General features: G+C 62.7%; 18 protein-coding genes. 13 read left to right on the top strand and 5 right to left on the bottom strand.

From position 1 onward, the window contains the following. Positions 1–48: 48 nt before the first annotated feature. The 3 genes from hisC to AC2FMD_RS15480 are packed head-to-tail and all read left to right on the top strand — an operon-like array spanning position 49 to position 2905. Positions 49–1134, top strand: coding sequence for a histidinol-phosphate transaminase (hisC, locus tag AC2FMD_RS15490; RefSeq protein WP_496687207.1), 1086 nt, complete (start codon positions 49–51; stop codon positions 1132–1134). Beyond that, the gene (locus AC2FMD_RS15485) at positions 1131–2051 is read left to right on the top strand and encodes a prephenate/arogenate dehydrogenase family protein (RefSeq protein WP_496795222.1); all 921 of its coding nucleotides are present in this window, start codon (positions 1131–1133) and stop codon (positions 2049–2051) included. Before hisC ends, AC2FMD_RS15485 begins: the two co-directional genes overlap by 4 nt. Beyond that, positions 2048–2905 (top strand): extensin-like domain-containing protein, encoded by an 858-nt coding sequence (locus tag AC2FMD_RS15480; protein WP_496743464.1) that lies wholly within the window; start codon positions 2048–2050, stop codon positions 2903–2905. The genes AC2FMD_RS15485 and AC2FMD_RS15480 overlap by 4 nt, the downstream gene beginning before the upstream one ends. Here the strand turns inward: AC2FMD_RS15480 and AC2FMD_RS15475 are convergent. Next, a complete protein-coding gene (locus AC2FMD_RS15475; RefSeq protein WP_496687213.1) occupies positions 2902–3903 on the bottom strand; it encodes a DUF2125 domain-containing protein in 1002 nt (333 codons plus the stop codon). The genes AC2FMD_RS15480 and AC2FMD_RS15475 overlap by 4 nt on opposite strands. Positions 3904–3970: 67 nt before the next feature. Between AC2FMD_RS15475 and AC2FMD_RS15470 the strand changes: the two genes are divergently transcribed. The 3 genes from AC2FMD_RS15470 to AC2FMD_RS15460 all read left to right on the top strand — a co-directional run bounded on the left by AC2FMD_RS15470 (position 3971) and on the right by AC2FMD_RS15460 (position 7495). Beyond that, positions 3971–4501, top strand: coding sequence for a gamma-glutamylcyclotransferase (locus AC2FMD_RS15470; protein WP_496678639.1), 531 nt, complete (start codon positions 3971–3973; stop codon positions 4499–4501). Positions 4502–4570: 69 nt separating this feature from the next. Continuing rightward, the gene (locus tag AC2FMD_RS15465) at positions 4571–5749 is read left to right on the top strand and encodes a biopolymer transporter ExbB (RefSeq protein ID WP_496795221.1); all 1179 of its coding nucleotides are present in this window, start codon (positions 4571–4573) and stop codon (positions 5747–5749) included. Between the two features lie 3 nt (positions 5750–5752). Further along, positions 5753–7495, top strand: a complete 1743-nt coding sequence (locus AC2FMD_RS15460) for a peptidoglycan -binding protein (protein ID WP_496795220.1) — start codon at positions 5753–5755, stop codon at positions 7493–7495. A gap of 42 nt (positions 7496–7537) precedes the next feature. Here AC2FMD_RS15460 and AC2FMD_RS15455 read toward each other — a convergent pair whose 3' ends face one another. From AC2FMD_RS15455 to gloB, 3 genes are all read right to left on the bottom strand, one after another. Continuing rightward, positions 7538–7675, bottom strand: a complete 138-nt coding sequence (locus AC2FMD_RS15455; protein WP_496678634.1) for a hypothetical protein — start codon at positions 7673–7675, stop codon at positions 7538–7540. A gap of 141 nt (positions 7676–7816) precedes the next feature. Beyond that, positions 7817–10141 carry an ATP-dependent Clp protease ATP-binding subunit ClpA gene (gene clpA / locus AC2FMD_RS15450; RefSeq protein WP_496678633.1) on the bottom strand — a complete coding sequence of 775 codons (2325 nt, stop codon included), beginning with the start codon at positions 10139–10141 and terminating at the stop codon, positions 7817–7819. 177 nt (positions 10142–10318) lie between these two features. Continuing rightward, positions 10319–11086, bottom strand: coding sequence for a hydroxyacylglutathione hydrolase (gene gloB, locus AC2FMD_RS15445; RefSeq protein WP_496743469.1), 768 nt, complete (start codon positions 11084–11086; stop codon positions 10319–10321). A gap of 61 nt (positions 11087–11147) precedes the next feature. On the opposite strand from gloB, the gene AC2FMD_RS15440 reads away from it, so the two are divergent. The 7 genes from AC2FMD_RS15440 to AC2FMD_RS15410 all read left to right on the top strand — a co-directional run bounded on the left by AC2FMD_RS15440 (position 11148) and on the right by AC2FMD_RS15410 (position 17516). Beyond that, the gene (locus AC2FMD_RS15440) at positions 11148–11882 is read left to right on the top strand and encodes a class I SAM-dependent methyltransferase (protein ID WP_496678630.1); all 735 of its coding nucleotides are present in this window, start codon (positions 11148–11150) and stop codon (positions 11880–11882) included. Between the two features lie 314 nt (positions 11883–12196). Next, positions 12197–12757 (top strand): F0F1 ATP synthase subunit delta, encoded by a 561-nt coding sequence (locus AC2FMD_RS15435; protein ID WP_496743471.1) that lies wholly within the window; start codon positions 12197–12199, stop codon positions 12755–12757. Continuing rightward, a complete protein-coding gene (atpA, locus tag AC2FMD_RS15430; RefSeq protein ID WP_496678627.1) occupies positions 12758–14296 on the top strand; it encodes a F0F1 ATP synthase subunit alpha in 1539 nt (512 codons plus the stop codon). A 12-nt stretch (positions 14297–14308) separates the two neighbouring features. Further along, complete coding sequence (locus AC2FMD_RS15425; protein WP_496795219.1) at positions 14309–15184, top strand: F0F1 ATP synthase subunit gamma; 876 nt, start codon at positions 14309–14311, stop codon at positions 15182–15184. Positions 15185–15204: 20 nt separating this feature from the next. Then, positions 15205–16629 (top strand): F0F1 ATP synthase subunit beta, encoded by a 1425-nt coding sequence (gene atpD, locus AC2FMD_RS15420; RefSeq protein WP_490359724.1) that lies wholly within the window; start codon positions 15205–15207, stop codon positions 16627–16629. A 12-nt stretch (positions 16630–16641) separates the two neighbouring features. After that, on the top strand, positions 16642–17052 hold the full coding sequence (locus tag AC2FMD_RS15415) for a F0F1 ATP synthase subunit epsilon (RefSeq protein WP_170365421.1): 411 nt from the start codon (positions 16642–16644) through the stop codon (positions 17050–17052). 113 nt (positions 17053–17165) lie between these two features. Then, entirely contained in the window at positions 17166–17516 is a 351-nt protein-coding gene (locus AC2FMD_RS15410; RefSeq protein ID WP_496743559.1) for an H-type lectin domain-containing protein, read from the top strand. A gap of 85 nt (positions 17517–17601) precedes the next feature. Here the strand turns inward: AC2FMD_RS15410 and AC2FMD_RS15405 are convergent, their stop codons facing one another. Continuing rightward, the gene (locus AC2FMD_RS15405) at positions 17602–18621 is read right to left on the bottom strand and encodes a ribose-phosphate pyrophosphokinase (RefSeq protein WP_496678622.1); all 1020 of its coding nucleotides are present in this window, start codon (positions 18619–18621) and stop codon (positions 17602–17604) included. Between the last annotated feature and the right edge of the window lie 4 nt (positions 18622–18625).

Genomic DNA, 18625 nt, shown 5'->3' with positions numbered 1-18625 from the left:
CCCAAGGCCTTGAGACCTGTATGAGGGGCGCAACCAACGGAGCCCCTCATGAACAAGATCACCCCACAACCCGGCATCATGGACATCGCGCTGTATCAGGGCGGCCAGTCGCATGTCGAGGGCGTGGAAAACGTCATCAAGCTGAGTTCCAACGAAAACCCCTTTGGTCCCAGCCCCAAGGCGATCGAAGCCGTGCGCGACAGCGCCACGATGCTGCATCGCTATCCGGTGACCGATCACTACAACCTGCGCGCCGCGATCGGCGAGCGGCACGGGCTGGACCCCGACCGGATCATTTGTGGCGTGGGCAGTGACGAAGTGCTGCAATTCGTGGCCCAAGCCTATGCCGGGCCGGGGGACGAGGTGATCCATACCGAGCATGGATTCTCGATGTACCCGATCATCGCCCGTATGGCCGGCGCGACCCCGGTCGAGGTGCCCGAGCGCGACCGCAAGGTCGATGTCGATGCGATCCTCGCCGCGGTGACCGACTGCACCCGGATCGTTTTCGTGACCAACCCGGGCAATCCGACCTCTACCATGATCTCGGACGCCGAACTGACGCGCCTGGCCGAGGGCCTGCCGCAGACCTGCCTGATGGTCCTGGATGGCGCCTACGCGGAATTCGTACCGGGCTTTGACGGCGGCGCCGGTCTGGTGGACCGGTTCGAGAACGTAATCATGACCCGCACCTTCTCGAAGATTTACGGGCTGGGCGGCATGCGGGTCGGCTGGGGCTATGCGCAACGCGAAATCATCGACGTGCTGAACCGCGTGCGCCAGCCCTTCAACCTGTCGCTGACGGCCATCGCAGCAGCGGAGGCCGCCGTGGCCGATGTGGAATATGTCGAGTTCTGTCGGGCAGAGAACGCGCGCTTGCGCGAATGGCTGTCGGCCGAACTGGCCAAGATCGGCGTTCCGTCCGATCCGTCCTGCACCAATTTCATCCTCGCGCGGTTCGTGGATCAGGCCGAGGCTGAGGCCTGCGACGCCTATCTGCAATCGAAAGGTTTGATCGTGCGCCGGGTTGCGGGCTACAAGTTGCCCAACGCACTGCGGATCACCGTGGGCGACGAAAAGGCCTGTCGCCGCGTGGTTGCGGCCATCACCGCGTTCAAAGGGGGCGCCGCATGAGCCAGATCTATGATCGCGTGGCGCTGATCGGGTTGGGCTTGATCGCCTCTTCGATGTACTGGGCGATCAAGCGCGCTGGGCTGGCGGGCGAGGTGACAGGCTATGCCCGGTCCGAGGCCACCCGCGACACTGCGCGGCGCATCGGGCTTTGCGACCGGGTCTGCGACACCGCGCAAGAGGCGGTCGAGGGCGCCGATCTGGTTGTCCTGTGTGTTCCGGTCGGGGCGATGGGCGCCGTCTCCAAGGACATCGCGCCGGTGCTAAAGCCCGGCGCGACCGTTTCGGATGTCGGTTCGGTCAAGCGGCACGTTATTCAGGATGTCGGTCCGCATATTCCCGAAGGCGTGCACTTCGTGCCTGCCCACCCATTGGCCGGGACCGAGCATTCCGGCCCCGAATCCGGCTTTGCCGAGCTGTTCGACAACCGCTGGTGCCTGCTGGTTCCGGTCGAAGGGTCTGACCCCGGCGCCATCGCCCGCCTGCGCGCCTTGTGGGAAGGGATGGGGTCCAATGTCGACGAGATGGATGCTGATCACCACGATCTGGTTCTGGCCGTCACCAGCCACGCGCCGCACCTGATCGCCTATACGATGGTGGGTGTGGCCGACGACCTGCGGCGTGTCACCGACTCCGAGGTCATCAAGTACTCTGCCGCCGGTTTCCGTGATTTCACCCGGATCGCGGCCTCGGACCCGACCATGTGGCGCGACGTGTTCCTGACCAACAAGGACGCGACGCTGGAAATCCTCGGCCGCTTTACCGAAGAGCTGTTTGCCCTCCAGCGCGCGATTCGCACGGGCGATGGTCAGCAGCTGTTCGACTATTTCACCCGCACCAGGGCGATCCGGCGCGGCATCATCGACGCGGGTCAGGACACCGACGCCCCCGATTTCGGACGGGTAAAGGCCAAGTCATGAGGGCGGCTCGGGGAACGATCTTGTCGATGGTGGCGGCGGTTCTGGCCCAGGCTGCCAGCGCCGCGGCGCCCGATTCATCCTTGGTTCCGATTGCACAGCCTGTGCCCGACACGAACCTGGTCACGGCGGCCTATGTCCCGGCAGGGACCGCAACCCCGATCACCGTTTCGGAAAGGACGCGACCCGTGTTGCGGCCCGTTTCCGCTCAGTTTCTGGCTGTTGCCGCGCGCCCGGCTGCACTGCCGTTCCTCGCGCCGGATTCGTCCTTGAAACCTTATCTGCGACCCGAAACGCTGGAACAGGAAATCCTTTTCAGGAAACGCAAACTGCAAAAGGGATCGGTGTGCGGCGACATTGCCATACAGGGCAAGCCGGTCGGCACCGTACCCGGCAAGATCCAGGCCTGCGGGATCAAGGATGCGGTCCAAATCACGTCCGTGTCGGGCGTGGCGCTCAGCCGGCCGTCGAAGATGGATTGCGGCACGGCCATCGCGTTGAACAAATGGGTCGACAAGACCGTCAAACCGACGTTCAAACGGCGCGGTCCAGTGGTCGAACTGCAGGTTGCCGCACACTACGCTTGCCGCACCCGGAACAACCGGAAAGGCGCCAGGATCTCGGAACATGGCAAGGGTCGGGCCATTGATATCTCGGGGTTCAAAATGGCCGATGGCGAGGTGGTGACAGTTCTGGACGGGTGGCGCAAGAACCCCTCGAAGAAGCAGCTGACCAAGATCTGGCGTGGAGCGTGCGGGCCGTTCGGAACGGTTCTGGGGCCGAATTCCGACCGTTATCACCGGGATCATTTCCATCTGGATACCGCCCGTTACCGCCGCGGCCCCTACTGCCGCTAACGCAGGATCAGGCGCGGAGCAGGCCCCAACGGCAACGGGCCGAGCGCCACGAACCCGTCGCGGAAATTCAGCTGCAGATCCAGCGCATTTGGATTACCCCCCAGTCCGGCCAGCAGGTTCAGTGCCCGCGTGACCGGATCAACGGCTTGATCGGGCAGGGCACCCGCAGCATTGGCCATGGCGATCATGTCGCGCCAGTTCTCGGCCTTGATCGCCATTTCGCCGACTGGGATACCCTGTTCATCAACCTCCAACGCGCCGGTTGCCAGCAGCCGCAGTTCGCCCCATTGCACCTCGGCAAGGTGCAGGTCGATCAGGCGGGGTTGCGGACGGCGTTGCTCCAGCGCGGAACGGTCCCAGGTTTTGTCGAAGGTTACGTTCATGTCCAGCTTCAGCGTCTCGAACGCCTGCGGCAGGGACGTGGCCGAGCGCATGAGTGCGCGCAGATCGTCCCCGGGCGAGAACGCATCCGAGTTGATCTTGACGGCATAGCTCTCAGGTGTCTCGACCTGCTCCATCATCAGATGCAGCGATCCGGCGGCCGCGGACTCGGTTCCATCGCGCATGACCGACCACGGACCCGCTGACAGGGCCATCCGTTCCAACTCCAACGCCACGCCCGGTCGCAGGTGAAGTTCGGCCTGTAGGTCCCGGGCCTGAATGGTCGCCGTCTGGTCGAAATACGACAGCCTCTGCGGCGTGTCGGCAAACCGCAACACTTGCCGCCCGGGCCAGATGGCGGGGCTTTGAAACTCGATCCAGTCGGCGCTCCAGGCCGTGCCTGTCTCCGGATCCGCCAGCGCCGGGCTGTCCAACCGGGTGCGGTGATGCAGTGGATAGCCCGAGGTATGGACCTGTGCGAAATCCGCCAGCCAGCCCCGGGCCTGCTGATGGTCGAACCATCCGGTGATCGCGCTGCGCAACCCGTACCCGGCGATGGCCCAATACGCGCTCCAGACGACCGCAAGAAAAATCAGAACTCGTATCAGTCGGCGCATGGGGAATGGCCCTTTTTCCTGCCTCGGAATTGATGTTTATAGGCCCAAACGGGCAAGGGCCAGAACTATGACGATGTGGGTATTCGGATACGGGTCGCTTTTGTGGAATCCTGGCTTTCCGGTAGCCCGGCGCGAACACGCGACGCTGCATGGCTATGCCCGGTCGTTCTGCATGCGGTCGATCCACCACCGGGGAACCGAAGAAAACCCCGGGCTGGTCCTGGCGCTGGATGAACATCCCAGTGCGCACTGCAAGGGCCTGGCGCTGGCGGTCGAGCCGGGCCACGAGGCGCGCACGCTGGACGAACTGCGCGAGCGGGAGTTGATCTCGTCGGCCTACGTGGAAAAGATGCTGGACGTTCAGTTGGATGCCGGAGGAACCGTGAATGCGGTGACCTATGTGATCGACCCCGACCATGTGCAGTATTGCGGCGGTCTGCCGCTGGAAGAGCAGGCGCAGATCATAGCCGTGGCCGTCGGCGGGCGCGGCCCCAACACCGAATATCTGTACAACACCGCCGCACATCTGGCCGAGATCGGCCTGCACGACCCGGAACTCGAGTGGTTGTCGAGACGCGTGCGCAGCCTGACCGCATAAAGCCTTGGCGTCGCCGGCGGAAATTCTGTAGATTCTCGACAAAGCAGGCAAAAACCGGGAACAACGCGCATGGCGCAGGCACAGCACGGCGCGAGACCACATTTCTCGCAACCGATCCGGCAAATCGTGATGATGCTGATCGCAATCGGGCTTTCGGGGCTGGGCGTGTTTCTGGCGCTTCCCTATGTGCGGCCGGTCTTCGAAGCGAACCCCTATCTGAACGGATTCATCCTTCTGGTCTTTTTCATCGGGGTGTTGGCCTGTTTCTATCAGGTGACGCAGTTGATCGGTTCGGTTCGCTGGATCGAGGCCTTCGTTGGCGGCGTCGTTCGCGAGGACGCCCAGACACCGCAATTGCTGGCCCCGTTGGCGTCGCTGCTGCGGTCACGCGGGGCGCGGTCCCAGCTAAATGCCAGCTCGGCCCGGTCGATTCTGGATTCGGTGGCCGTGCGGATCGAGGAAGAGCGCGAGTTCACCCGCTACATCACCAACCTTCTGATCTATCTGGGGCTGTTGGGCACCTTTTTCGGTCTGGCCACGACCGTTCCGGCCATCGTCGATACGATCCGCAGCCTGAACCCGCAGGAAGGTGAAGAAGGCCTGGCCGTGTTCAACCGTCTCATGTCCGGTCTGGAAAGCCAGCTTCAGGGCATGGGCGTGGCCTTTGGATCATCGCTGCTGGGGCTTGCGGGGTCGTTGATCGTCGGGCTGCTCGAGCTGTTTGCGGGCCACGGCCAGAACCGGTTCTACCGCGAGCTTGAGGAGTGGTTGTCCTCGATCACCCGGGTGGGGTTTGCCGCCGGCGACGAAGGCGGCGCAGAACTGGCCGTTCTGACGCCGGTTCTGGATGCGATGTCAGAACAGATGGACGCGCTGCAGGATCTGTTCGTCGCCCAGCAGGAAGACCGGGCCGAGGTCTCGGCCAGGTTGAGCAGCCTGGTCGAGGTCATTGCCGAGATGAACCAGCGCCAGGCGCAGGGCGAGGACGTAACCGCCGCGCTGGAACGTGTGGCGCTGGGGCAAGAGGCGTTGTTGGACCACATGCGCGAACATGGCGCGGGCGAGGGGATCGATGCTGAAAGCCGCATGCGCCTGCGGTCGATGGACGTGCAGTTGCTGCGCATTCTTGAAGAGATTTCGGCCGGCCGCCAGGACAGCATGAACGAGTTGCGCAAGGATTTCGAGGTACTGATCAAGGCGCTGACTTCCTCGCGCGGGGGGGTGCGACCGGCCCCGGGAGGAGACTAGATCATGGCCCTGTCCCGCCGCACCGGTCAGCGTTTTCAGGGCTCGGTCTGGCCCGGATTCGTCGATGCGATGACGGGGCTGTTGATGGTGCTGACCTTCGTGCTGACCATCTTCATGGTGGTCCAGTTCGTTCTGCGCGAAACGATTTCGGGGCAGGAGGATGAACTGACCCTGCTGTCGGACAAGGTTGCGGCGCTGGCCGACGCGCTGGGGCTGGAAGAGCGGGAAAACAGTCGCCTTCAGGCCCGCCTGGGCGCCTTGAATGCAACCCTGTCGCAGACGGAACAGGATCTGGCACAGGCACAGGCGCTGGTGTCTTCGTTGACCGCCGAGCGCGACCAGCGCGCCGCCGAACTGGAGGCCGCCCAGACGCGGATCACCGGGTTCGAGGCGCAGGTGGCCGCCCTGCTGGCCGAACAGCAGCGCACGCAGGCCCGGATCGGCGCGTTGGAAGATCAACGTCAACAGTTGCTGTCCGAACAAGAGGCGCTGAACCTGGCGCTGGCGCAAAGCCGAAACGAGATCGACGCCCAGACCGAGGCCGCGCGGCTGGCGGCGGCGCGGCGCGAGGCGCTTGAGGCGATGGTGGCGGATCTGGAAAAGGCCGGCGATGAGCAGGCGGCACGGATTTCCGAGTTGCAGTCCCGGTTGACCGACGAAGAAGCCGCCCGCTTGGCCGAGGCTGCGGCCGCCGAAGCGTTGCGTGAGAAACTGCAGGACGCGGATGCCGAACTGACGGCGATGACGCTGGCGCTCGAGGCGCAGCGGAAGGAGGCCGAAGAAACCCTGACTCTGCTGGCGGCGGCCGAGGCCGCCAAGGCCGAGCTGGAGCGGCAATTCGGTGAATTGAACCCCGAGGAACTCAAGGCCCGGCTGGAGGCGGCGCTGGCCGCCCGAACCAAGGCCGAGACAGAGGCCGACCAACAACGGCGGCTGGCCGCTGAGCGCGTGGCCCTGTTGGAGATAGCCCGTGAGACGCTGGCCGAGGAAAAGGCCATTTCGACCCAGGCGCAGCGCCAGACGGCTCTGCTGAACCAGCAGATAGCCGCTTTGCGCAATCAATTGGGGTCGCTGCAGGCTCTGTTGGATGACTACAAGGAACGCAACGCTGCCGCCGAGGTGCAGATTCAGACGCTTGGGCAGGACCTGAACGCGGCGCTGGCGCGGGCTGCTTCGGAGGAGAGGAAACGGCGGCTTCTGGAAGAGGCGGAACGGATCCGCCTTGAGGCCGAGGCCGAGAAACTGGCCGGCCAGAACCAAGAGCTTGCGCGGCAGGCAGAGGATTTGCAACGCTATCGTTCCGAGTTCTTCGGCCGGCTACGGGACGTTCTGGGCAACCAGGAAGGGGTGCGCATCGAGGGCGACCGTTTCGTGTTCTCCTCCGAAGTTCTGTTCCCGCCGGGGTCGGCCGTCCTGTCGGAAGACGGCAAGCGCGAAGTCGCCAAGGTGGCCAACATCCTGCGCAGCGTGGCGGCGGAAATCCCGTCGGAACTGAACTGGGTGATCCGCGTGGACGGTCATACCGACAACGTTCCGGTGACGCCCGGCGGGCAGTATCGCGACAATTGGGAGCTGAGTCAGGCGCGGGCCTTGTCGGTCGTGCGCTACATGGTCGACGAACTGGGAATCCCGCCCAATAGGCTTGCCGCCAACGGGTTTGGTGAGTTTCAGCCCGTGGATAACGCCGACACGTCCGAAGCCCGCGCAAGAAACCGCCGGATCGAGCTGAAGCTGACCGAACGCTGACACGGCGAATTTCGAACGGACGTCGGCAGCCGGTTGTCCGCCTCAATGCAGTTGCATATCGAAGAAAAAAGTCGCGATGGTCCCAGGCGCATCGCCTGGGCCGGTTCCTGCCATGGCAATGCAGCCTATGGCTGTGGTCGCAAGGACAATTGTCCAGATAATTGCGATTTGGCGGGTCATACCGCTGTCCGAATTGGATGGCTGTTTCGGATTATACGGTTGGCTGGTGCCGATCCGTCGCTGGGCCCGCCAAACGGGAGCAGCGCATGAAAAAACCCGGCAGCAGCGCTGCCGGGTCCCATGTCTGATGTCCCATCGGGGTCAGTCCGCTGTCAACAGTGGCGGTTTGTTGCCGGAAATCCGCGGGTTTTCAGGGCCGAGAATCTCCAGATCCAACTCGCCCTTCTTGACCGACACGCGAACCACGCCGCCCTTTGCCAGCTTGCCAAACAACAGCTCCTCGGCCAGGGGCTTCTTGATGTGCTCCTGGATTACGCGACCCAATGGGCGGGCGCCCATCTTGTCGTCATAGCCCTTGTCAGCCAGCCATTCGGCAGCCTTTGGGGTCAGGTCGATGGTCACGCCACGATCCAGCAACTGCGCCTCGAGCTGCAGAACGAATTTCTCGACCACCTGCAGGATGACCTCTTTCGGCAGCGGGGCGAACGAGATCACCGCGTCCAGACGGTTGCGGAATTCGGGCGTGAATGTCCGTTCGATGGCGGCCGTATCCTCGCCCTCGCGCCGGTCGCGGCCAAAACCGATTGCGGCCTTGGCCTGTTCCTGCGCGCCCGCGTTCGAGGTCATGATCAGAACCACGTTGCGGAAATTCACCGTCCGGCCGTTGTGATCGGTCAGCTCGCCGTGGTCCATCACCTGAAGCAGAATGTTGAACACGTCCGGGTGCGCCTTCTCGATCTCGTCCAGCAACAGCACGCAATGCGGGTGTTGGTCAACGCCGTCAGTCAGTAGGCCGCCCTGATCAAACCCGACATAGCCCGGAGGCGCACCGATCAGACGGCTGACCGCGTGTTTCTCCATGTATTCCGACATGTCGAAACGCAGCAGTTCCACGCCCAGTTGGTCGGCCAGCTGCTTGGCGACCTCGGTTTTGCCGACACCGGTCGGACCAGCGAACAGGTAGTTGCCGATGGGTTTTTCCGGTTCGCGCAGACCGGCCCGCGCCAGCTTGATCGCGCTGGACAGAGCTTCGATTGCCTGATCCTGCCCGAACACCACCCGTTTCAACGAGTTCTCAAGGTCCTTCAGAACCTCGGCATCGTCCTTTGTGACGTTCTTGGGCGGGATGCGTGCGATCTTGGCCACCACGGCCTCGATTTCCTTGACGCCGATGGTCTTGCGCCGTTTGCTTTCGGCCACCAGATGCTGAGCGGCACCGGCCTCGTCGATCACGTCGATCGCCTTGTCGGGCAGCTTGCGGTCGTTGATGTAACGCGCGGACAGCTCGACCGCGGTCTTGATCGCGTCGGCGGTGTATTTAATGTCGTGATGCTTTTCGAAATAGGGCTTGAGACCGCGCAGGATTTTCACGCTGTCCTCGACCGAGGGTTCGTTCACGTCGATCTTCTGGAACCGGCGCGACAGCGCGCGGTCCTTCTCAAAGTGCTGTCGGAACTCCTTGTAGGTGGTCGAGCCCATGGTGCGCAGCTTGCCGCCCTGCAACGCGGGTTTCAGCAGGTTCGAGGCATCCATGGCCCCGCCCGACGTGGCACCCGCACCGATCACGGTGTGAATCTCGTCGATGAACAGCACGGCGTCGGGGTGGTCCTCAAGCTCGGTCACCACGGCCTTGAGCCGCTCTTCGAAATCGCCGCGATAGCGCGTGCCGGCCAGCAACGCGCCCATGTCCAGCGAATAGATGGTCGTGTTCGACAGCACCTCGGGCGCGTCGCCCTGAACGATCTTGTAGGCCAGTCCTTCCGCAATCGCCGTCTTGCCCACACCCGGATCACCCACCAGCAGCGGGTTGTTCTTGCGTCGGCGGCACAGAACCTGAATGCAGCGCTCGACCTCGTCGGCGCGACCGATCAGCGGATCGACATCGCCTGCGCGGGCCTTGGCGTTCAAGTCCACGCAATACTTGCCCAGCGCGCTTTCCTTCTGGTCGGCTTCGCCGGCAGAGGACTGGGTTTCCTCTTCGCCCTGATCAGCCCCGGTGACCGGGCGATTTTCGCCATAGGCCGGGTCCTTGGCCACACCATGCGCGATGAAATTCACCGCGTCATAGCGGGTCATGTCCTGCTCTTGCAGGAAATAGGCGGCGTTGCTTTCACGCTCGGCGAAAATGGCCACCAGCACGTTCGCACCGGTCACCTCGGTCCGACCCGAACTTTGGACATGAATCGCCGCTCGCTGGATCACGCGCTGGAATGCCGCGGTCGGCACCGCCTCGGACCCGTCGATGTCGGTGACGAGGTTCGACAGGTCTTCGTCGATGAATTCGACCAAAGACCGGCGCAATTCTTCCAGATCCACGCTGCACGCCTTCATGACGCGCACCGCGTCAGGCTCCTCAAGCAACGCCAGCAGAAGATGTTCCAGCGTTGCGAATTCGTGACGCCGTTCGTTCGCCGCCGCCAGGGCCGCATGGATGGCTTGTTCAAGTGTGCTCGAGAATGAAGGCACGCGGGTGCTCCTCTAGTATTGGGCCGGACAGGGGGTTCGAGAATGGGTCGGATCCCCATCCCAACCATGACCTCATACTATTAGAGTTTGGTTGATCAGGCCGACGCTTCAAGGGTTTTCTTTCACTTGACAGTCACATTTACTGCGACCGTGTCCGTGATGAAGGGCATTTAGGCATCAAAAACGGTCTTTTCTAGCCCTGATCTCGGCAAAAACCTGGACGGGGTCTGCGCCGACCATGCCCAGATGCGCCTGAATCGCGGGATCCCTGGCGCGCAGAAACGGGTTCGTTGCCTTTTCCAGGCCCAATGATGACGGAACGGTCGGTCGGCCTGCCGCCCGCGCCGCGTCGATTTCGGCAGCGCGTCGTTGCAGGGCGGGGTTTTCCGGATCGACGGTCAAGGCAAACCGCGCGTTGGACTGGGTATATTCGTGCCCGGAACAGACCAGCGTATCGTCGGGCAGGGCGGCCAGTTTGGACAACGAGGACCACATCTGCTCGGCGTTGCCCTCGAACAGGCGGCCGCAGCCCAGCGCCATCAGGCTGTCGGCGGTGAACACCGCATGGCTTTGCGGCATGTAATAGGCAACATGGCCCACCGTGTGTCCCGAAACGTCAAAGACCTCGACAGGTTCGCCGCCGATTTCGAACAGGTCGCCCTCGGCCACCTGCATATCCAGGCTGGGAAGACGATGCGCGTCGGCCGCGGCGCCGACGACCTGGGCTGGGTGCCGGTCCAGTATGTCGGCCAAGCCATCGACGTGGTCCCAGTGGTGATGGGTCAGTAGCACATGGGTCAGGCGCCAGCCGCGTGCGTCGAGTTCGGACAAGATCGGGCCAGCCTCGGGGGCGTCGATCAGGGCCGTTTCGCCGGTGGTCGCGTCATGGGCCAGAAAGGCGTAGTTGTCGCTGAGGCACGGAACGGTGACTATTTCAAGAGGCATGGCCTTTTGCCCTTTCGTTGCTAGACTGCGGCCAGCTAAGCCGATTGACCGGGTGTCCGCAATGCATCTCGATGTGCAGGATCTGAGAAACTTCTACTATCGCAGCACGTTGGGGCGGGCCGCGCAGGCCGCCATTCGTGGGCGGTTGGTCGAGTTTTGGCCCGAGGCCAAAGGACAGACGGTTGCGGGGTTCGGCTTTGCCGTTCCGCTGTTGCGTCCGTATCTGGCGGATGCGAGGCGTGTGGTGGGCTTGATGCCCGGCCCGCAGGGGGTGATGCCCTGGCCCGCGGGAATGCCCAATGTGTCGGTGCTGACCGAAGAAACCGCGTGGCCCATTGAGACCGGACATGTGGACAAGCTGGTGGTGATGCACGGGCTGGAAACCTCGGAACGGCCCAGCCAGTTGCTGGAGGAATGCTGGCGCGTGCTGGGCCCTGGCGGACGCGCCATATTCGTAGTGCCCAACCGGGCCGGGCTGTGGTCGCGGACCGATCGCACGCCGTTCGGGTATGGCCACCCGTACTCGGCGACCCAGTTGGACAAACAGCTGCGGGCTCACCATTTCCTGCCCGAAAAACACTGCTCGGCCCTCTACATGCCGCCGTCGTTTCGGCGCTTCTGGCTGCGCTCGGGCAGTCTGATCGAGAAAGCCGGCCAGCGCATTCCGACGATCATGGCCGGCGGGGTGCTGATGGTCGAGGCCGGCAAGCAGGTGTTTCCCCCCAGCGGCAGCGTCACGAAAGATCGGCAAAAACGCCCGATCAAAGCGCTGGACGGGCTGTTGAAGCCGGCGTGATGGCCTGGGCGCGGAAGGTCAGGCACAGAGGCGAAAAGCTGAGGGAAATCGGCCACAGGAATCGCAAAAACCCGCAACCTGGTAACATTTTTCACCGCGCTAGATGGGTTCAAAGGGTCGCACTTGACGTAAGTGCATGAAATCAAAGGTTTTGTGGATAAACTGCCATCCGGCATAACATATTGCTAGGTTGGATTGGCTCTGCTACATCCCCGGTGATTTTGATCCCCGCCCTTCAAGGACGGGGTTTCTTCACGCCCCCGGGCTGGCTGTTGCCGTGCAAATCCGGGGCCTAAAATATCGGAAGGGTGGACGTGTCCGAACCAGCTTCGATTTCCACGGGCATCGCCAAGCGCTATGCCACGGCGATCTTCGAGATCGCAAAAGAGAACAATGACCTTGCGGGCCTGGAATCCGGCATCAACGACCTGTCGGAGGCCCTGAGCGAAAGCGCCGAGTTGCGCGACGTGATTTCTTCGCCTTTGATTTCGCGCGCCGACCAGCAGAAGGCGATCACTGCCGTTGCCGACAAGATGGGGCTGAACCCGATCCTGCGCAACACGCTGGCGCTGATGGCGCAGAAACGCCGGCTGTTCGTGCTGCCGCAGTTGATCAAGGTCCTGCGCGAAATGCTGGCCGAGGAGCGCGGGGAAGTCACTGCCGAAGTCGTGTCGGCCAAATCGCTGACCAAGACCCAGCTTGAAAAGCTGTCCAAGACACTGTCCGAGCGCGTGGGCAAGGACGTGACCATCCATGCGACCGTCGATGAAAGCCTCATCGGTGGTCTTGTCGTCAAAGTGGGCTCGCAGATGATCGACAGCTCGATCCGCTCCAAGCTCAACTCCCTACAGAATGCAATGAAAGAGGTCGGATAAATGGGTATCCAAGCTGCAGAGATTTCTGCGATCCTGAAGGACCAGATCAAGAATTTTGGTCAAGAAGCCGAAGTGGCCGAAATCGGCCGTGTGCTGAGCGTCGGTGACGGTATCGCCCGTGTGTACGGCCTGGACAACGTGCAAGCCGGTGAGATGGTCGAGTTCCCCGGCGGCATCATGGGCATGGCGCTGAACCTCGAGGCCGACAACGTCGGTGTCGTGATCTTCGGCTCGGACCGTGACATCAAGGAAGGTGACACCGTCAAGCGCACCAAGTCGATCGTGGACGTTCCGGTTGGTGACGAGCTGCTGGGCCGCGTTGTTGACGGCCTGGGCAACCCGCTGGACGGCAAGGGCCCGATCAATGCCAAGCAGCGCGGCGTCGCCGACGTCAAGGCGCCGGGCATCATCCCGCGTAAATCGGTGCACGAGCCGATGGCGACCGGCCTGAAGTCGGTTGACGCTATGATCCCGATCGGCCGCGGCCAGCGCGAGCTGATCATCGGTGACCGTCAGACCGGCAAGACCGCCGTGGCTCTTGACACCATCCTGAACCAGAAAGTCTACAACGACGCCGCCGGCGACGATGAATCGAAAAAGCTGTACTGCGTCTACGTGGCCATCGGCCAGAAGCGTTCGACCGTGGCCCAGCTGGTGAAGAAACTGGAAGAATCCGGCGCCATCGAATACTCGATCGTCGTGGCCGCAACCGCGTCCGACCCGGCGCCGATGCAGTTCCTGGCACCCTATGCCGCAACCGCGATGGCTGAATACTTCCGCGACAACGGCCGCCACGCCCTGATCATCTACGATGACCTGTCGAAACAGGCCGTCGCCTATCGTCAGATGTCGCTGCTGCTGCGCCGTCCGCCGGGGCGTGAAGCCTATCCGGGCGACGTTTTCTACCTGCACTCGCGCCTGCTGGAGCGTTCGGCCAAGCTGAACGAGGACTTCGGCGCCGGTTCGCTGACCGCCCTGCCGGTCATCGAAACCCAGGGCGGCGACGTGTCGGCCTTTATTCCGACCAACGTGATCTCGATCACCGACGGCCAGATCTTCCTGGAAACCGAGCTGTTCTATCAGGGTATCCGCCCTGCCGTGAACACCGGTCTGTCGGTTTCGCGCGTGGGTTCGTCGGCTCAGACCAACGCGATGAAGTCGGTTGCCGGTCCGGTGAAACTGGAACTGGCCCAGTATCGCGAAATGGCCGCGTTCGCGCAGTTTGGCTCTGACCTCGATGCCGCAACCCAGCAGCTGCTGAACCGTGGTGCGCGTCTGACCGAGCTGATGAAGCAGCCGCAGTACTCGCCGCTGACCAACGCGGAAATCGTCTGCGTGATCTTCGCCGGTACCAACGGTTATCTCGACAAGATCGACGTTTCGGACGTTGGCCGTTATGAGGCCGGTCTGCTGGCGCATCTGCGCGGCAAGCATGCCGATCTGCTGCAGTGGATCACCGACGAAGATCCCAAGATCAAGGGCGAGGCTGCCGACAAGATCAAGGCTGCGCTGGACGAATACGCCGCAACCTTCGCTTAAGGAGACGCGGCGATGCCAAGTCTTAAGGACCTTAAAAACAGGATCGAGTCGGTCAAATCGACCCGCAAGATCACCAAGGCCATGCAGATGGTCGCGGCCGCGAAACTGCGCCGCGCCCAGGAAGCTGCGGAACAGTCGCGCCCCTACGCCGAGCGGTTCAATGCCGTGATGGCGGGGCTGGCAGCATCGGTCGGGGGCAGCGACAGCGCCCCCAAGCTGCTGCGCGGCACGGGCAGCGACGCTGTCCACCTCCTGGTCGTGATGACGGCCGAGCGTGGGCTCTGCGGCGGCTTCAACTCGAACATCGCCCGCCTGGCCCGCGCCAAGGCGGACGAGCTGCGCGGCAAGGGCAAGACGGTCAAGATCCTGACCGTAGGCAAGAAAGGTCGCGACGCGCTCAAGCGTGACTATGGCGACCTGTTCGTCGGTCACATCGACCTGAGCGAGGTCAAGCGCATCGGCTATGCCAATGCGCAGGACATCGCAAAGGACATCCTGTCGCGTTTCGACGCGGGCGAGTTCGACGTTGCCACGATCTTCTACGCGAAGTTCCAGAACGTCGTGACCCAGATCCCGACGGCCCAGCAGATTATCCCCGCCTCGTTCGAGGATGCCGAAGGGGACGACGGCGGCGCCGTGTTCGACTACGAGCCCAGCGAAGAGGCCATTCTGGCCGATTTGCTGCCCAAGGGGGTCGCCACGGCGATTTTCTCGGCTCTGCTTGAAAACGGGGCCTCGGAACAGGGTGCACGGATGTCCGCGATGGACAACGCGACGCGCAACGCGGGCGAGATGATCGACAAGCTGACGATCCAGTTCAACCGCTCGCGTCAGGCCGTGATCACCAACGAGCTGATTGAAATCATTTCCGGCGCCGAAGCGCTGTAGAGACAAACCGGAGACGAAACATGGCGAATGCAAAAGGCAAAGTCACACAGATCATCGGGGCCGTCGTCGACGTGCACTTCGACGATCAGCTGCCTGAAATTCTGAACGCGCTGGAAACTGAAAACAACGGCAAGCGCCTGGTGCTGGAAGTTGCCCAGCACCTGGGTGAGAACACCGTCCGTACCATCGCGATGGACGCAACCGAAGGCCTGGTCCGCGGGGCCGAGGTTGTTGACACCGGCGCACCGATCTCGGTGCCGGTCGGCAACGCCACCTTGGGCCGGATCCTGAACGTGGTCGGCGAGCCGATCGACGAAAAAGGCCCGGTCGAAGCGACTGAAACCCGCGCGATCCACCAGCCCGCCCCCTCGTTCGACGAACAGTCGACCGAGTCGGAAATCCTGGTCACCGGCATCAAGGTCGTTGACCTGTTGGCCCCCTACGCCAAAGGCGGTAAGATCGGTCTGTTCGGCGGCGCCGGTGTGGGCAAGACCGTTCTGATCATGGAGCTGATCAACAACATCGCGAAAGTGCACTCGGGCTTCTCGGTGTTCGCCGGTGTTGGTGAACGGACCCGTGAAGGCAACGACCTGTACCACGAGATGATCGAATCGAACGTCATCAAGCCCGACAACCTGTCGGAAAGCCAGGTGGCCCTGGTCTACGGCCAGATGAACGAGCCTCCGGGGGCGCGTGCCCGTGTTGCTCTGACCGGTCTGACCCTGGCCGAGCAGTTCCGCGACCAGTCCGGTACCGACGTACTGTTCTTCGTCGACAACATCTTCCGCTTCACGCAGGCGGGCTCCGAGGTGTCGGCTCTGCTGGGTCGTATTCCTTCGGCTGTGGGCTACCAGCCGACGCTGGCCACCGACATGGGCGCCCTGCAGGAACGCATCACCTCGACCAAGAAGGGCTCGATCACCTCGGTGCAGGCGATCTACGTGCCCGCGGACGACTTGACCGACCCTGCGCCGGCAACCTCGTTCGCGCACCTGGACGCAACCACCGTTCTCAACCGTGCGATCTCGGAAAAGGGTATCTACCCGGCCGTGGACCCGCTCGACTCGACCTCGCGCCTGCTTGACCCGGCCATCGTCGGCGAGCGTCACTACAAGGTTGCGACCGACGTTCAGCAGATCCTCCAGCGCTACAAGTCGCTGCAGGACATCATCGCCATCCTCGGCATGGACGAACTGTCGGAAGAGGACAAGCTGACCGTGGCCCGCGCCCGTAAGATCGAGCGCTTCCTGTCGCAGCCGTTCGACGTGGCCGAAGTCTTCACCGGTTCGCCGGGTGTTCAGGTTCCGCTGGAAGTTACCATCGACTCGTTCGAGCGCGTCGTGGCCGGCGAATTCGACCACCTGCCCGAAGCGGCCTTCCTGATGGTTGGTGGCATCGACGAAGTGATCGCCAAAGCCGAGAAGATGGCCGCAGCAGCTGCCTAAGGAGTATCCCCGATGGCAAACACGATGCAATTCGACCTCGTCAGCCCGGAGCGGAGCCTTGCTTCGCTTCAGGCCAGCGCGGTCCAGATTCCCGGCGCGGACGGGGACATGACGGCGATGCCCGATCATGCCCCCACGATCACCACGCTGCGTCCGGGCATCCTGAAGGTCGAAGCGCCCGAAGGGACCAGCGAATACCTGGTCACCGGCGGGTTTGCCCAGATCAACGGCGATGCCCTGTCGGTGCTGGCCGAAAAGGCCATCCCGGTTGACGAAGTGACCCGCACCCATCTGGACGAGCTGATTGCCGAGGCACGCGCCTCGCACGAGGCGGCGAAGGAAAACGGCGAGCAGACCATTGTCGACGAGGCAGCCAAGCTGTTGGCCGACATGGAAGCGCTGGGAACGCATATGAGCCTGTAAGGCCACTGCACTATCGGAATTGGAAACGGCCCTGCTGCTGCGGGGCCGTTTTTTTGTCGTGATTTTGTCAGGGTGCAGGGCTAAGCTTCGGAAATTCAAGCCAAAGAAGAATGATGAAGAAATTTCTGACTCACCCTATTGGAATTGACCAAGGCGAGACGGTCTTGTTTTCGGAATTCGCCGACGGCGGCGATATGTGGACAGGCGAAGGGCCGCGCGAGCGGCGCGCCGCCATTCGCTTCAACGAAGCTTTCCGCTCGGCCCCGGTCGTGCAGATTGGCGTTTCTCTTTGGGATGTCGATACGTCTTCGGCCCTGCGCGCCGAATTGTTGGCCGAGAACATCAGCCCGCAAGGTTTTGACGCTGTGTTTCGCACATGGTCCGACACCCGCATCGCCCGAATTCGGGTCGCATGGACGGCAACCGGCGAGGTTTCGCACCCGGATGACTGGGACATCTCGTGACCGGCTTTGTCGGGCAACGAAAAAAAGCGAAAACCGGCTGAGCGGTTTTCGCTTTGGGGTCGTGAAGGTCCAGGCGACCGCCCGGTCAGCTCGTGTGGTACAGCGTCTCGTAGATCGGGGTCAGGGTTTTGTCTTCGAACAGGGACGACACTGAGGTTCCGTTCCAGATGTTCAGGATCGCCTGAGTAAAGATCGGCGCGGTCGGAACCGTGCGGATGTTCTTGGCATCCTGGATTTCCTTGGTGGGCTGGATCGTGTCGGTCAGAACCAGCGATTTCATCGCCGAGTTTGATACCCGCTCGACGGCGGGGCCGCTCATGACGCCATGGGTGATATAGGAATGCACTTCCTTGGCCCCGTTGTCCATCAGGACCTGCGCCGCCTTGCAAAGGGTCCCGGCGGTGTCGCAGATGTCATCCACGATCAGGCAGATCTTGTCGGTCACGTCGCCGATCACGGTCATCTCGGCCACTTCTCCGGCCTTTTCGCGGCGCTTGTCCACGATCGACAGCGGGGCGTTGATGCGTTTGGCCAGTTCGCGGGCACGGGCCACGCCGCCCACGTCGGGCGAGACGACCATGATTTCGTCCAGCCGGTCCTTGAACTGGTTTTTCACGTCCAGCGCAAAGATCGGCGAGGCATAGAGGTTGTCGACAGGGATGTCGAAAAAGCCCTGGATCTGGGCGGCGTGCAGATCCATGGTCAGAACCCGCTCGATCCCGGCACCGGTCAGCATGTTGGCCACCAGTTTGGCGCTGATCGGGGTGCGGGCCTTGGTGCGCCGGTCCTGACGAGCGTAGCCGAAATAGGGGATCACAGCCGTGATCCGACGCGCCGAAGACCGGCGCAATGCGTCGGCGATGATCAGCAGCTCCATCAGGTTGTCATTGGCCGGGTTCGAGGTCGGCTGGATGATGAACATGTCCTCGCCGCGGACGTTTTCGAACACTTCGACGAAGATTTCTCCGTCGTTGAAGCGTTCGACGCGGGCATCGACCAACCCCTGCTCGACACCGCGGTGCAGGCTCATGCGGCGTGCAATGGATTCGGCAAGCGGAAGGTTTGCGTTCCCAGCGATAAGCTTGGGTTCGTGACGTGTCGGCATCGGC

The sequence above is a fragment of the Ruegeria sp. BHSC276 genome (assembly GCF_059612945.1).
This window is presented reverse-complemented; position numbering and strand designations above follow the sequence as displayed.

Bases quoted from the DNA above. Each gene is read 5' to 3' on its own strand.
- AC2FMD_RS15480 (WP_496743464.1), top strand. From the start codon at position 2,048: ATGAGGGCGGCTCGGGGAACGATCTTGTCGATGGTGGCGGCGGTTCTG.
- AC2FMD_RS15475 (WP_496687213.1), bottom strand. From the start codon at position 3,903: ATGCGCCGACTGATACGAGTTCTGATTTTTCTTGCGGTCGTCTGGAGC.
- AC2FMD_RS15410 (WP_496743559.1), top strand. From the start codon at position 17,166: ATGAAGAAATTTCTGACTCACCCTATTGGAATTGACCAAGGCGAGACG.
- atpA (WP_496678627.1), top strand. From the start codon at position 12,758: ATGGGTATCCAAGCTGCAGAGATTTCTGCGATCCTGAAGGACCAGATC.
- AC2FMD_RS15485 (WP_496795222.1), top strand. From the start codon at position 1,131: ATGAGCCAGATCTATGATCGCGTGGCGCTGATCGGGTTGGGCTTGATC.
- gloB (WP_496743469.1), bottom strand. From the start codon at position 11,086: ATGCCTCTTGAAATAGTCACCGTTCCGTGCCTCAGCGACAACTACGCC.
- hisC (WP_496687207.1), top strand. From the start codon at position 49: ATGAACAAGATCACCCCACAACCCGGCATCATGGACATCGCGCTGTAT.
- AC2FMD_RS15415 (WP_170365421.1), top strand. From the start codon at position 16,642: ATGGCAAACACGATGCAATTCGACCTCGTCAGCCCGGAGCGGAGCCTT.
- AC2FMD_RS15460 (WP_496795220.1), top strand. From the start codon at position 5,753: ATGGCCCTGTCCCGCCGCACCGGTCAGCGTTTTCAGGGCTCGGTCTGG.
- AC2FMD_RS15465 (WP_496795221.1), top strand. From the start codon at position 4,571: ATGGCGCAGGCACAGCACGGCGCGAGACCACATTTCTCGCAACCGATC.
- AC2FMD_RS15440 (WP_496678630.1), top strand. From the start codon at position 11,148: ATGCATCTCGATGTGCAGGATCTGAGAAACTTCTACTATCGCAGCACG.
- AC2FMD_RS15470 (WP_496678639.1), top strand. From the start codon at position 3,971: ATGACGATGTGGGTATTCGGATACGGGTCGCTTTTGTGGAATCCTGGC.
- AC2FMD_RS15405 (WP_496678622.1), bottom strand. From the start codon at position 18,621: ATGCCGACACGTCACGAACCCAAGCTTATCGCTGGGAACGCAAACCTT.
- atpD (WP_490359724.1), top strand. From the start codon at position 15,205: ATGGCGAATGCAAAAGGCAAAGTCACACAGATCATCGGGGCCGTCGTC.
- AC2FMD_RS15455 (WP_496678634.1), bottom strand. From the start codon at position 7,675: ATGACCCGCCAAATCGCAATTATCTGGACAATTGTCCTTGCGACCACA.
- AC2FMD_RS15425 (WP_496795219.1), top strand. From the start codon at position 14,309: ATGCCAAGTCTTAAGGACCTTAAAAACAGGATCGAGTCGGTCAAATCG.